Genomic DNA, 12,651 nt, shown 5'->3' with positions numbered 1-12,651 from the left:
CGCGACGAGATCGCCCAGCGGACCGACCGCGCGCCCGGACGGGTGCTGCCCGACGCCGCGATCGCCGAGCTGGCCACCCGGGAGCACCCCGAGCCCGCCGACGTCGACCGCATCGCCGGGTTCCGCCGGCGGACCGCGGTGCGCCACCGCAGCACCTGGGTGGAGGCGCTGGAACGGGCCCGCGGGCTGACCCGGCGCCAGCTGCCGCCGCTGCACCTGCCCAGTGACGCTCCCCCGCCGCCACGTAGCTGGGACCGCCGCGACCCGGCCGCCGCCGCCCGCTGGGAACGGGTCCGGCCGGCCGTGCTGGCGCTGGCCGAGAGCCACGAGCTGCCGGTGGAGAACCTGCTCACCCCGGCCCTGCTCCGCGAGCTGGCTTGGCGTCCGCCGTCCCCTCTGGACGCGGCGGCCGTCGACGGGCTGCTCGCCGAGGGCGGGGCACGGCCGTGGCAGCGCGAGCTGGTGGTGCCGGTCGTGACGCCGCTGCTCGACGACGCGCTGACCGACCCGGAGGTGCTGGAGCGGCCCGCCGAGCCGGGTGGCCGCTCGCGGCGTCGTCGCGACTGAACCAGCGGGATCGGACCCACCCTTGCCAGCCGCAAGTTACCGGTGAGTAATATGTGCCCATGCCTGGTGAATCCCGAGAGGTCGTCTTCGTCGACGGCGTGCGCACCCCGTTCGGCAAGGCGAAGTCGCTGTACGCCGAGACCCGCGCCGACGACCTCGTCGTCAACTGCGTCCGCGACCTGCTGCGCCGCCACCCCGAGCTGCCACCGGAGCGGGTCGACGAGGTCGCCATCGCCGCAACCACCCAGACCGGCGACCAGGGCCTGACCATCGGGCGGACCACCGCGCTGCTGGCCGGGCTGCCGAAGTCGGTGCCCGGGTTCGCGATCGACCGGATGTGCGCCGGGGCGATGACCGCGGTCACCACCACCGCCTCGGGCATCGCCTTCGGCGGCTACGACGTCGCGATCGCCGGTGGCGTGGAGCACATGACCCACCACCCGATGGGGTCGGGCACCGACCCGAACCCGCGGTTCCTGGCCGAGAAGCTGGTCGACCCGTCGGCGCTGGTGATGGGCTCCACCGCGGAGAACCTGCACGACCGCTTCCCCGGCATCACCCGCGAGCGGGCCGACGCCTACGCGGCGCTGAGCCAGCAGCGGGTGCAGCAGGCCTACGCCGACGGCATCATCCAGGAGTCGCTGGTGCCGGTGGCCACGCGCTCGGTCGAGCACGGCTACGGCCTGGCCACCGCCGACGAGCACCCCCGTCCCGGCACCACGGTCGAGACGCTGGCCGGGCTGCGCACCCCGTTCCGCCCGCACGGACGGGTCACCGCCGGCAACGCCGCCGGGCTCAACGACGGCGCCACCGCCTGCCTGCTGGCCGATGCCGGCACCGCCGCCGAGCTGGGCCTGCCGACCGCGATGCGGATGGTCGGGTTCGGTTTCGCCGGCGTCGACCCCGAGACGATGGGCGTCGGGCCGATCCCGTCGACCGAGAAGGCGCTGGCCCGGGCCGGGCTGACCATCGACGACATCGGCGCCTTCGAGATCAACGAGGCCTTCGCGGTGCAGGTGCTGGCCTACCTCGACCACTTCGGAATCGACGCCGAGGACACCAAGGTCAACCCCTACGGCGGCGCCATCGCGCTGGGCCACCCGCTGGCCAGCTCCGGGGTGCGGCTGATGATCCACCTGGCCCGCACCTTCCGCGACCGTACTGACGTCCGGTACGGCATCACCACGATGTGCATCGGCCTCGGCATGGGCGGCACCGTCATCTGGGAGAACCCGCACTTCGCCGGCGCGACCGAAGGAGACGCCAAGTGACCACCTACCTCGACGACGCCGAGCTCGAGCAGCTGATCGCCACCGCCTCCGCGCTGACCGCCGACGACGAGGTGGTCACCCGGGCGCTCAGCCGCGACATCGCGCTACCGCACCGGGCCGGCACCGGCGTGCTCATCACGCTGGACAACGGGCTGGACCACGAGCGTCCCAACACGCTCGGGCCGCAGAGCCTGGGCGAGCTGAACCGGGCGGTCGACGCCGCGCTGGCCCGTCCCGACGTCGCCATGGTGGCGATCACCGGCAAGCCGTTCATCCTCGCCGCCGGTGCCGACCTCAGCGGGGTGGCCAAGCTGACCGCGCCGGAGCAGGCGACCGCGATCGCCCGGATCGGGCACGGCGTCTTCGCCAAGCTCGCCGACGCACGCATCCCGACGTTCTGCTTCATGAACGGGCTGACCCTGGGCGGCGGGCTGGAGATCGCGCTCAACTGCCAGTACCGCACCGTCAGCGCCAGCGCGCCGGCGATCGCCTTCCCCGAGGTCTTCCTCGGGCTCGTGCCCGGCTGGGGCGGGGCCTACCTGCTGCCCCGGCTGATCGGGGCCGACCGGGCGGTCAAGGTCATCATCGAGAACGCGATGAACCAGAACCGGATGCTCAAGGGCGCCGACCTGGAGCCGCTGGGCGTCGTCGACGCCACCTTCGAGGCCGCCGACTTCCTCGAGCGCTCGCTGGACTGGGCCGCCCGCGTCGTCACCGGCGAGGTCAAGGTGGAGCGGCCCGAGCCCGACACCGGAGAGGCCTGGGACGCCGCCGTCGCGCGCGGCCGTGCGGTCGCCGACCAGCGGGTGCACGGCACCGCCCCCGCGCCCTACCGGGCCCTCGACCTGATGGACGCCGCCCGGCACCGCAGCCGCGACGAGGCGTTCGCCGCCGAGGACGCCGCGCTCACCGACCTCATCATGAGCGAGGAGCTCCGGGCCAGCCTGTACGCCTTCGAGCTCGTCCAGAAGCGGGCCCGCAGGCCCGCCGGCGCGCCGTCGAAGGACCTGGCGCGGCCGGTCACCGCGGTCGGCGTGGTCGGGGCCGGTCTGATGGCCTCCCAGCTCGCGCTGCTCTTCGTGCGCCGCCTGGAGGTGCCGGTGACGATGTCGGACCTGGACGCCGAGCGGGTCCAGCGCGGCGTCGCCGGCGTGCACGCCGAGCTGGAGAAGCTGCACGGCAAGGGCCGGATCAGCGCCGACCAGCTCAACCGCTACCGGGCGCTGGTGCGCGGCACGACCGACGTCGCCGACTTCGCCGACTGCTCCTTCGTCATCGAGGCCGTCTTCGAGGAGCTCGAGGTCAAGAAGAAGGTGTTCGCCGAGCTCGAGCAGCACGTCGCGCCCGAGACCGTGCTGGCCACCAACACCTCCTCGCTGTCGGTGACCGCGATGGCCGCCGACCTGCAGCACCCCGAGCGGGTGGTGGGCTTCCACTTCTTCAACCCGGTGGCGGTGCTGCCGCTGCTGGAGATCATCCGCGGCGAGCGCACCGACGACGCGACGCTGGCGACCGCCTTCGCGACCTCCAAGCAGCTGAGGAAGAACTCCGTGCTGGTGACCGACACCCGCGGGTTCGTCGTCAACCGGGTGCTGCTGCGGATGATGGGCGAGATCACCCGGGCGCTGGACGAGGGCACACCGGCCGAGGTGGCCGACGGCGCGGTCGCCCCGCTCGGGCTGCCGATGTCGCCGTTCGTGCTGCTGCAGCTGGTCGGCCCGGCGGTCGCCCTGCACGTGGCCGAGGTGCTCAACGCCGAGTTCGGCGAGCGCTTCCACGTCTCGCAGAGCCTGCGCAACCTCGTCGAGGCCGGACGTCCCGGCCTCTACGACTGGGGCCCCGACGGCAAGCCCTACGTCTCGGAGGAGACGAAGGCGCTGCTCGTCACCGGCGACTCCCCCAGCGACGCCGAGGAGCTGCGGCGCCGGGTGGAGGACGCGCTGGCCGAGGAGATCGGGCTGATGCTGGCCGAGGGCGTGGTGGCCGCGCCGATGGACGTCGACCTGTGCCTCGTGCTCGGTGCCGGCTGGCCCTTCCACGACGGCGGGATCACGCCCTACCTGGACCGCAACGGCGTCTCCGAGCGGGTCAACGGCCGCCGCTTCCTGCCTCCGGGCGTCGCCTCGCTGCTCGCCTGAGCCGGTCCTCCGGCGGGTTCGGGGCATCGCCTGAGCCCGTCGGAGGGCGCTGTCGCCAGCGTCAGCGGATCACGCGGCGCAGCCGCAGCCCGACGAACCAGACCGCCCCGACCAGGGCGATGGCACCGGTCAGCTGGACGGTGGCCGCGAGACCGCCGAGCAGGGTGCCGAGGCTGACCATGCCGGGGCCGGCCACCCGGCCGAGCTGGACCAGACCGGTCCACCAGCCGAGGAACCGGGCCCGGCCACCCTCGGGTGAGAGATCGGCGCCGAGCGTCATGACGATGCCGGCGCCCAGCCCGTTGCCCAGCCCGACCAGCAGCGAACCGACCAGGTAGCCCGGCGTCCCGGCCAGCGGCAGCACCCAGAACCCGACGGCCATCCCGAGCAGGCAGGGCACCGCCACCGCGGCCCGTCCGAAGCGGTCCATGATCGTCCCGGCGGGCACGAACATCACCAGCTCCACCGCGGTGACGGCGGCGAACACCAGCGAGATGAGCGAGGCGTCCAGCCCCAGCTCGGTGCCCCACAGCGGCAGCAGCACGTCCCGGTTGGCGCGGGCCAGCGCGAGGGCGAGGACGCCGACCAGCACCAGCGCGACCGAGCGGTAGGCCACCTGCTGCACCGCCGCGGCGTCCCCCGTCGTCGTGTGCGGGGCCAGCCGCCGGCCCGGGCTCCGGCCGACGGCGACCACCACCGCGGCGGCGAGCAGCACCGCGACCAGCTGCACCCAGAAGCCGCCGGCCACCGAGGTGAGCGCGATGACCCCGGAGCCGACCACCGGCCCCACCAGGCGCCCGGCCCGGTGCACGCCGCCGAAGGTGCTCATCGCCCGGGCCCGCACGTGCGGAGGGACGTGCTCGGCCACCAGGGTCTGCCGGGCCAGGCCGAAGAAGATCTCCGCGAGCGCGATGAGCACCACCGCCACGGCGAAGGCGGGCCGGCTGGCGGGGTGGTCGCCGCCGACGGTCAGGGTGACCAGGCAGGTGACCAGCCCGACCACGGCCAGCGCGGTGGCGCCCAGCATGCTGCGCACCTCACCCGTGCGGGCGATGATCAGACCGGACGGTCCGGACCCCAGCACCGCGGCCAGGGCGAGGGAGGCCACCAACGCGGCCGCGGCGGCCTGCCCGTAGCCGAGCGTGAGTGCGGCGACGAGGATGACCGGCGTGGAGGCACCGGTGCCGAGGCTGAACAGGAAGCTGGGGACGAAGACCGGCAGCACCAGACCCCGCAGCACCTCGCGGGCGGGTCGTCGGCGCTCCTCCACCCGACCAACCTATCTTGACGTCGAGACATCGCGGCTGTGCGGGGCCCGGGTGTCGACCGCCGGGTTGGCGGCGCTGACTAGGGTCGGGACGTGGACCCCTCCCCCGTCGACGAGCTGGTCGCCACCGTCGGCGCCCGCTCGGGCTGGATGGTGCTGAGCGGTGCTGGTATCAGCACCGAGTCCGGCATCCCGGACTACCGCGGTCCCGACGGCATCCGCCGCTCGCAGGACCCGATGACCTTCGCCGAGTTCTCCCGGTCGGCGGAGGGGCGGCGCCGCTACTGGGCCCGCAGCCACCTGGGCTGGCGTCGGATCGCGGCCGCCGCCCCGAACGCCGGCCACCGGGCGGTCGCGGCGCTGCAGCAGCTCGGCGTGGTCGGCCCGGTCGTCACCCAGAACGTCGACCGGCTGCACCAGGCCGGCGGGGCCACCGACGTCCTCGACCTGCACGGGACGCTCGACGTGGTCGTCTGCCTCGACTGCGGCCGGCGGTGCTCCCGCAGCGATCTGGAGATCCGGCTGCAGGCCGCCAACCCCGGCTTCGACGCGCTCGTCAGCCAGGTCGGTCGGGTCAATCCCGACGGTGACGTCGACCTCGACGACGACGTGGTGGCCGGGTTCGAGCTGGTGGGCTGCCGGGCGTGCACCACCGGCCGGCTCAAACCCGACGTCGTCTTCTTCGGCGAGAGCGTGCCCCGGCCGCGGGTGGCCGAGTGCTACCGCCGGCTCGACGAGGCGGGGGCGCTGCTGGTGCTCGGCTCATCGCTGACGGTGATGTCGGGCTACCGCTTCGTCCGCCACGCCGCCAAGCACGGCTACCCCGTCGTCATCGTCAACCAGGGCCGCACCCGCGGCGACGGCGAGGCGACGCTGCACGTGTGGGCACCGCTCGGGGAGAGCCTGACCGAGCTGGTCCGCCGGCTCGAGGCCGCCACCGTCGGGGCACCAGTCGCGGCCACCACCTGAGACCGACCGCCGCCGGACGGCCGAGCCGCTCAGCCCTGCAGCAGCACCCAGGTGCGGCCGGGCCGCAGCAGCACCGGCTCGCCGTCCTCGTCGGTGAAGGTCATCGGCTCGGTGATGCCGTCGCGCTGCCAGGTGCCGCGGATGGTCTTGCCCTCCCGGCTGAACCAGGCCCGCCCGGTGCCGGTGGTCTCGGAGACGATCGACTTGCTGTCGGTGCTCTGGGTGTCCTTGCGGTTCTCGACCTCCAGCCGCACCACGTTGTCGGCCAGCACCGCCTCGCCGCTGTCGGCGTCGACGTAGGGGTCGCCGTTCACGGCCGGCTGGTAGCGCTCGTCCCTGCGGGTGAAGGTGTACTCGTCCTGGCCCACCTCGGCCTCGAGGTCGCTGTACTCCTCGGCGTCGTCCCAGACCGCGTCCCGGTCGCCGAAGCGCCAGCCGATGTCCTGCGCGGTGCCGACCTCCTGGTCGTCGGCGATCTGGCCGAGGTCGACGACCACATTGTGCGGGGCCGGCCGGCTGCTGTCGCGGTCGCTGCGCTCGATCGGCGTGAGGTGCTCCGAACCGCGGACGTTCTCCTGCACCAGCCGGTTCGCGCCGCTGTAGACCAGCCCGGGCTCACCGAGCATCGGCAGCAGCTCGACGTCGGTGTTGCGGGCGCTGCGGACCGGGCCGACCCGTTCGGGGAACTCGGTGTGGAAGATCGCCACCAGCCGGGTCAGCGAGGCCTCCACCTCCTCCACCACCACGATGTCGGCCGAGCCCAGGCCGACCTGCGGCCGGGCCGCGGCGACGTTGTCGATCTTCACCGCGAACACCTCGCCGTCGTCGGGCTCGCCACCGGTGAGGTGGTCGACCGGGTCCGCGCTCGGGGTCGGGGTGGGCGTGGGCGTCGGGGTCGGGCTCGGCGTCGGTGCGGCGGCGGTCGTCGGGGGCGGGGTGCTGGCGACCTCGCCGGAGCCGAGCCGGTCCTGCCCGAGCACCACGCCGACGACCACGACGGCGACGACGACCAGCGCGACCGCACCGGCCACGAGCCACCGGCGGAGGTTCTGCGAACGCATGGGAGCCCTTCCGTCGGCGACGGGGTGACGCCGACCTACCGCGCCCATCCAAGGCCAGTGGGTCGGCGATGTCCATCACCGCCACGGCGCGGTGCCGCGTCCGTCGCCGCGGACCCGAGCGCCTGACGGGCCTGGCCGCCGAGGTCAGCCGCGGGGGGCGGTGACGGTCTCGGGGACGTTGCCGTCGAGCCGGGCGACCGCCTCCACCGCGCTGCGGGCGATCGCGTGCCCGGTCAGGCCGACCTGCTCCAGCACCTCCTTGCGGGTGGCATGGGCGAGGAACTCCTGCGGGATACCGACGACCTGCACCGGGGTGCCGACGCCGGCGACCGACATCTCCTGCAGCAGCCGCGACCCGAGCCCACCGACCACGCCGCAGTCCTCGATGCTGATCACCAGGTCGTGCTCGGCGGCGGCCGCGACCAGGGCGGGGTTGACCGGCAGCGCCCACAGCGGGTCCACCACCAGCGCGCCGATCCCCTGCTGGCCGAGCCGAGCGGCCACGTCGAGCGCGGTGCCGGCCATCTCGCCGTATCCGACCACCAGCACCCTGGCGTCCGGGTCGGCGTGCAGCACGTCCAGGCCGTCGCGGTGCGTCACCGCGTCGATGTCGTCGGGCACCTTCTCCTTGGAGAAGCGGATCACCGTCGGCGCGTCGTCCACGGTGACGGCCCGGGCCAGCGCGTCGCGCAGCCGGGGGGCGTCCCGCGGGGCGGCCAGCTGCAGCCCCGGCACCATGCCGCACACGGAGTGGTCCCACATGCCGTTGTGGCTGGCCCCGTCGGTGCCGGTCACCCCGGCCCGGTCCAGGACGACCGTGACGCCCTGGCGGTGCAGGGCGACGTCCATCAGCAGCTGGTCGAAGGCGCGGTTGAGGAAGGTGGAGTAGACCGCGACCACGGGGTGCAGGCCCTGGCTGGCCAGACCGGCCGCCGAGGTCAGCGCGTGCTGCTCGGCGATGCCGACGTCGAAGGTCCGCCCGGGGTGGGCCGCGGCGAACCGGTTGAGCCCCGTCGGGTGGAGCATCGCCGCGGTGATCGCCACCACGTCCTCCCGCTCCTCACCCAGCTGGACCATCGCGTCGGCGAAGACGTTGGTCCAGGTGTGCGGGACGACGCTGGACAGCGGCTCGCCGGTGTGGGCGTCGATCTGGCCCACCGCGTGGAAGCGGTCCTCCTCGTGGGCCTCCGCGGCGGAGAACCCCTTGCCCTTGACCGTCAGGCAGTGCACCAGCACCGGGCCACCGAACCGCTTGGCCTGGCGGAGCGCCCGCTCGACGGCCTCGACGTCGTGGCCGTCGATCGGCCCGACGTACTTCAGCCCGAGGTCGGCGAACATGCCCTGGGGGGCGAGCACGTCCTTGAGGCCGATCTTGATGCCGTGCAGCAGGTCGTAGGCGGTGCGCCCGACCAGGGGCGTCGAGCTGACGCTGCGCCGGATCAGGTCGAGCACCTGCTCGTAGCGCCGGTCGGTACGCAGGCTGGCCAGCTGGTTGGCGATCCCGCCGACCGTCGGGGTGTAGGAGCGGCCGTTGTCGTTGACGACGACGACCACCGGCAGGTCGGGCTGGTAGGCGATGTTGTTGAGCGCCTCCCAGGCCATCCCGCCGGTGAGCGCGCCGTCGCCGACCACGGCCACCACGGTGCCGTCGCTGCCGCGCAGCTTGAGCGCCTTGGCCATCCCGTCGGCCCAGGACAGCGAGGTGGAGGCGTGGCTGTTCTCCACCCAGTCGTGCTCGGACTCCTCCCGGCTCGGGTAGCCCGACAGCCCGCCGGACTGGCGCAGCGTGTCGAAGCGGTCGGCCCGTCCGGTGAGCAGCTTGTGCACGTAGGACTGGTGCCCGGTGTCGAAGACGACCGGGTCGCGGGGCGAGTCGAACACCCGGTGCAGGGCCAGCGTCAGCTCGACCACGCCGAGGTTGGGCCCGAGGTGCCCGCCGGTCCGGCTGACGCTGGTGATGAGGAACTCCCGGATCTCCTCCGCGAGCTGCTGCAGCTGCGTCCGGTTCAGACGACGCACGTCAGCGGGCTCGCGGATGGTCTCCAGGTACGACATGGGGTCGAGTCTAGGTGGCCGGGACCGCCGGTCCAGGCACCCCGGTCCGACCTCGCGGTGGCGTCGGTCCGCCTGCGGACGCATACTGGATATCGCACACGTGTTCGAACGAGAGGCGGGCATGGGGACAGCCGGATACGCGCCCCCGGGCTGGCCGGAGCAGGTCCGGCCGCCGGGCGTCCCGGGGTGGGAGACGACGGCCACCGCGTTCCTGCTGGACGCCTGTCCGGCCGACTACCGGGGGTACCCGGTGCTGCGCCGGCACCCGGTCGTGCTGGCCGCCTTCGCCGTCCAGTACGTCGAGGGCCAGCTGGCCGCCAGCCGGGACGGGCTGGCGCGGGTGCGGGTGCGCCTGGCCGACCAGGTGGCGGTCGAGGTGGTGCAGGCGGCGGTGGAGAGCTGGCAGCGCGAGACCGCCCGGCTGGTGCGCACCCGGCGTGCGGTGCTGCTGGTCGAGGAGGCGCTGCGCGGTCGGTTCTTCGTGCCCCGGATGTGAGGGCTCAGACCCGCACCGGCTGCTCGGGACGCACCGAGGCCTTCTCGCGGAACAGCACGGCGAAGAACACCGCGACGAGGACAGCCAGCCCGGCCGGGATGAGCCAGATCGCGGTCCAGCTGTGGCCGCCCTCCTCGGTGACGAAGGCGTCCACGATCGGGCCCGAGATCAGCGAGCCGATCAGCAGGCCGACACCGTAGGTGGCCATCGAGATCAGCCCCTGCGCGGCGCTGCGCACCTGCGGCGGGGCGAACTTGTCGGTGTAGATCTGCCCGGCGACGAAGAAGAAGTCGTAGCAGACCCCGTGCAGGACGAGGCCGACGATGATCATCCAGAACAGCGACCCGGTGTCGCCGAAGCCGAACAGCACGTAGCGCAGGCCCCAGGCCAGCATCCCGATCAGCAGCGTCTTCTTGAACCCGAACCGGCTGAGCAGGAACGGCATCGCGAGCAGGAACAGCGCCTCCGACACCTGCCCCAGCGACTGCAGCGCCGCCGCGGCCTGCACGCCGCTCTCGTTGAGGTAGAGGTTGGTGAAGTTGTAGTAGAACGCCAGCGGGATGCAGATGAGCACCGAGGAGATGAAGAAGACCAGGTAGGAACGGCTCTTCAGCAGCCCCAGCGCGTCGAGGCCGAAGAGCTGACCGAGCGAGCCGCGCTGCCCCTTGCCGCGCGGCGGGGTTTCGGGCAGGAAGAAGGCCAGCACGCCGAGCAGCGCCGAGCCGACCGCCGCCATGACGAAGGTGAGCTCGAGCTGCCCGCCCTGCTCCCAGCCCAGCCAGCCGATGATGAGCCCGGCCACGATCCAGCCGATGGTGCCGAAGACGCGGATCGCCGGGAACTGCTTCTCGGGGTCGCGCAGCTGGTTGAACGAGATGGAGTTGACCAGCGCCAGCGTCGGCATGAAGAGGATCATGTAGCCCAGTGCGGCGCCGAAGAACGGGCCGAAGGTGCCGGTTTGCCCGGCGAGGAAGATCAGCACCGCCGCCAGCAGGTGCAGCACCCCGAGCACCTTCTGGGCCGGGAAGTAGCGGTCGGCGATCAGTCCGACGACGAGCGGGGCGATGATGGCGCCGAGCGACTGGGTGAGCGCGGCCAGGCTGATCTGACTGCCGCTGGCGCCGAGCTCGGCGGCCAGGTAGGTGCCGAGGGTGACGAACCAGGCGCCCCAGACGAAGAACTCCAGGAACATCATCGCCGACAGCCTCAGGCGCATCGACGGGGCGAGGGTGGACGGTCGGTCCTGGGCCAGGTGCGACATCGGAGCTCCTCCATCTGGTCGGCGCGTCGGTGTGGCGCTGGTCGCGACCCTAGAGGGCCACGGCCGGGACGACCAGCACCGCGAGCGCGACGCGCGGGCGGCGCGGGCCACCGGTGGCGGACGTGCCACGGCCCGGCCGGGAGTCCCCGGCCGGGCCGTGTCTCGGGTGTCGCTGCGCGGACCGTCCGCCCCCCGGAAGGCAGCTCCTGCTCAGCTCGCCGGCCGAGCCGTCCCGACCTCGGGGTTGTTCGCCACACCCTCGTCCACGACCTTGCCCCGGGCCCCGGTCAGCCAGGCGTAGCTGAGGCCGGCGATGGCCGCGCCCACCACCGGCGCGACGATGAACAGCCAGACCTGGCTCAGCGCGTCCCCACCGGCGAACCAGGCCACGCCCAGCGAACGCGCCGGGTTCACCGAGGTGTTGGTGACGGGGATGCTGATGAGGTGGATCAGGGTGAGCGCCAGCCCGATCGCGATCGGGGCGAACCCCTTCGGGGCGCGGTCGTCGGTGGCGCCCAGGATCACGTAGAGGAAGGCCGCGGTGAGCACGATCTCGATCAGCAGGGCCGCGCCCAGGCCGTAGCCGCCCGGGGAGTGCTCGCCGTAGCCGTTGGAGGCGAACCCGGACTCCATCACCGAGGAGACCGAGCTGCCCTCCCGCGAGACGGCGATGATGAACAGGACGGCCCCGGCGGCCGAGGCGGCCACCACCTGGGTGATGACGTAGGCCGGCAGCTGGCGCCACTCGAAGCGTCCGGCCAGGGCCAGACCGACCGACACGGCGGGGTTGAAGTGCCCGCCGGAGACGTGGCCGAACGCGTACGCGCCGGTGAGGACGGTGAGGCCGAAGGCCAGGGCGACGCCCAGGAACCCGATGCCGAGCTGGACGCCGTCGTCGTTGAGGAAGGTGGCGGCCAGGACGGCACTGCCGCAGCCTCCGAAGACGAGGCCGAAGGTGCCGAGGAATTCCGCGCCGAGGCGGGCGCGCAGCGGTGTGGTGTGCATGATCGGGACGCTAGTGGCGGGCGATCTCGGTCGGGAAGGGCTAATCCACGCAGACGTCCCGGGCACCACCGGCGGCGTCCTGGCCCTACGATCGGGGCGTGCCCGTCCCGCCCGCCGACATCGTCTGCCAGCTGGTGGCCGGCGACCTGCCGGCCGCGGTGGTGACCCGGACCGAGGATCTGGTGGCCTTCCTCGACCACCGCCCGGTGTTCAAGGGCCACGTCCTGGTCAGTCCGGTCGAGCACGTGGACACGATGCTCGAGCTGCCCGCCCCGCTGATGGCGCCACTGCTCACGCTGGCCCAGCGGGTCGCGCGGGCCCAGGCCGAGGTGCTCGGCGCCCACGGCACCTTCGTCGCGATCAACAACGTCGTCAGCCAGTCCGTCCCCCACCTGCACCTGCACGTCGTCCCCCGCCGCCGCAAGGACGGTCTGCGCGGCTTCTTCTGGCCCCGGACGTCCTACGCCGACGGCGAGGCCGACCAGCTCGCCGCCGACCTCGCTGCCGCCCTCCCCCCACCCCCCTGACCCCGTCGAAGGGCGAATCCCCGCACCCGAGCAC

General features: G+C 73.2%; 11 protein-coding genes. 6 read left to right on the top strand and 5 right to left on the bottom strand.

Going from position 1 to position 12,651, the window contains the following annotated elements:
* From DVA66_RS10125 to DVA66_RS10115, 3 genes are all read left to right on the top strand, one after another.
* Window positions 1–567, top strand: a 567-nt coding sequence (locus tag DVA66_RS10125; protein WP_198671643.1) for an HRDC domain-containing protein, incomplete at its 5' end; no start/stop codon positions are given.
* 59 nt (window positions 568–626) lie between these two features.
* Window positions 627–1,838 (top strand): thiolase family protein, encoded by a 1,212-nt coding sequence (locus DVA66_RS10120; protein ID WP_114559976.1) that lies wholly within the window; start codon window positions 627–629, stop codon window positions 1,836–1,838.
* Window positions 1,835–3,976 (top strand): 3-hydroxyacyl-CoA dehydrogenase NAD-binding domain-containing protein, encoded by a 2,142-nt coding sequence (locus DVA66_RS10115; RefSeq protein ID WP_198671642.1) that lies wholly within the window; start codon window positions 1,835–1,837, stop codon window positions 3,974–3,976. Before DVA66_RS10120 ends, DVA66_RS10115 begins: the two co-directional genes overlap by 4 nt.
* Before the next feature lie 61 nt (window positions 3,977–4,037).
* Here the strand turns inward: DVA66_RS10115 and DVA66_RS10110 are convergent, their stop codons facing one another.
* Window positions 4,038–5,246, bottom strand: a complete 1,209-nt coding sequence (locus DVA66_RS10110; protein WP_114559975.1) for an MFS transporter — start codon at window positions 5,244–5,246, stop codon at window positions 4,038–4,040.
* 90 nt (window positions 5,247–5,336) lie between these two features.
* Between DVA66_RS10110 and DVA66_RS10105 the strand changes: the two genes are divergently transcribed.
* Window positions 5,337–6,212 (top strand): NAD-dependent protein deacetylase, encoded by an 876-nt coding sequence (locus DVA66_RS10105; protein ID WP_114559974.1) that lies wholly within the window; start codon window positions 5,337–5,339, stop codon window positions 6,210–6,212.
* A 29-nt stretch (window positions 6,213–6,241) separates the two neighbouring features.
* Here the strand turns inward: DVA66_RS10105 and DVA66_RS10100 are convergent, their stop codons facing one another.
* Both DVA66_RS10100 and dxs read right to left on the bottom strand, forming a co-directional pair.
* Complete coding sequence (locus DVA66_RS10100; RefSeq protein ID WP_114559973.1) at window positions 6,242–7,273, bottom strand: DUF3048 domain-containing protein; 1,032 nt, start codon at window positions 7,271–7,273, stop codon at window positions 6,242–6,244.
* Between the two features lie 144 nt (window positions 7,274–7,417).
* Window positions 7,418–9,328, bottom strand: a complete 1,911-nt coding sequence (dxs, locus tag DVA66_RS10095) for a 1-deoxy-D-xylulose-5-phosphate synthase (protein WP_114559972.1) — start codon at window positions 9,326–9,328, stop codon at window positions 7,418–7,420.
* A gap of 121 nt (window positions 9,329–9,449) precedes the next feature.
* On the opposite strand from dxs, the gene DVA66_RS10090 reads away from it, so the two are divergent.
* A complete protein-coding gene (locus DVA66_RS10090; protein WP_114559971.1) occupies window positions 9,450–9,824 on the top strand; it encodes a hypothetical protein in 375 nt (124 codons plus the stop codon).
* A 4-nt stretch (window positions 9,825–9,828) separates the two neighbouring features.
* Here the strand turns inward: DVA66_RS10090 and DVA66_RS10085 are convergent, their stop codons facing one another.
* A complete protein-coding gene (locus DVA66_RS10085; RefSeq protein ID WP_114559970.1) occupies window positions 9,829–11,085 on the bottom strand; it encodes a nucleoside permease in 1,257 nt (418 codons plus the stop codon).
* 210 nt (window positions 11,086–11,295) lie between these two features.
* A complete protein-coding gene (aqpZ, locus tag DVA66_RS10080; RefSeq protein WP_114559969.1) occupies window positions 11,296–12,090 on the bottom strand; it encodes an aquaporin Z in 795 nt (264 codons plus the stop codon).
* 98 nt (window positions 12,091–12,188) lie between these two features.
* On the opposite strand from aqpZ, the gene DVA66_RS10075 reads away from it, so the two are divergent.
* Window positions 12,189–12,617 (top strand): HIT family protein, encoded by a 429-nt coding sequence (locus DVA66_RS10075; RefSeq protein WP_114559968.1) that lies wholly within the window; start codon window positions 12,189–12,191, stop codon window positions 12,615–12,617.
* Window positions 12,618–12,651 lie beyond the last annotated feature (34 nt).

The sequence above is a fragment of the Desertihabitans aurantiacus genome, assembly GCF_003344635.1.
In the GTDB taxonomy this organism is placed as follows: Bacteria; Actinomycetota; Actinomycetes; order Propionibacteriales; family Propionibacteriaceae; genus Desertihabitans; species Desertihabitans aurantiacus.
Note: the sequence above shows the minus strand (reverse complement) of the source record. Positions and strands in the feature narration are given on the sequence as shown.

What these genes read in the sequence shown, in the direction of transcription:
- DVA66_RS10120 (WP_114559976.1), top strand. Translation starts at nt 627, where the DNA reads ATGCCTGGTGAATCCCGAGAGGTCGTCTTCGTCGACGGCGTGCGCACC.
- DVA66_RS10100 (WP_114559973.1), bottom strand. Translation starts at nt 7,273, where the DNA reads ATGCGTTCGCAGAACCTCCGCCGGTGGCTCGTGGCCGGTGCGGTCGCG.
- dxs (WP_114559972.1), bottom strand. Translation starts at nt 9,328, where the DNA reads ATGTCGTACCTGGAGACCATCCGCGAGCCCGCTGACGTGCGTCGTCTG.
- DVA66_RS10090 (WP_114559971.1), top strand. Translation starts at nt 9,450, where the DNA reads ATGGGGACAGCCGGATACGCGCCCCCGGGCTGGCCGGAGCAGGTCCGG.
- DVA66_RS10085 (WP_114559970.1), bottom strand. Translation starts at nt 11,085, where the DNA reads ATGTCGCACCTGGCCCAGGACCGACCGTCCACCCTCGCCCCGTCGATG.
- aqpZ (WP_114559969.1), bottom strand. Translation starts at nt 12,090, where the DNA reads ATGCACACCACACCGCTGCGCGCCCGCCTCGGCGCGGAATTCCTCGGC.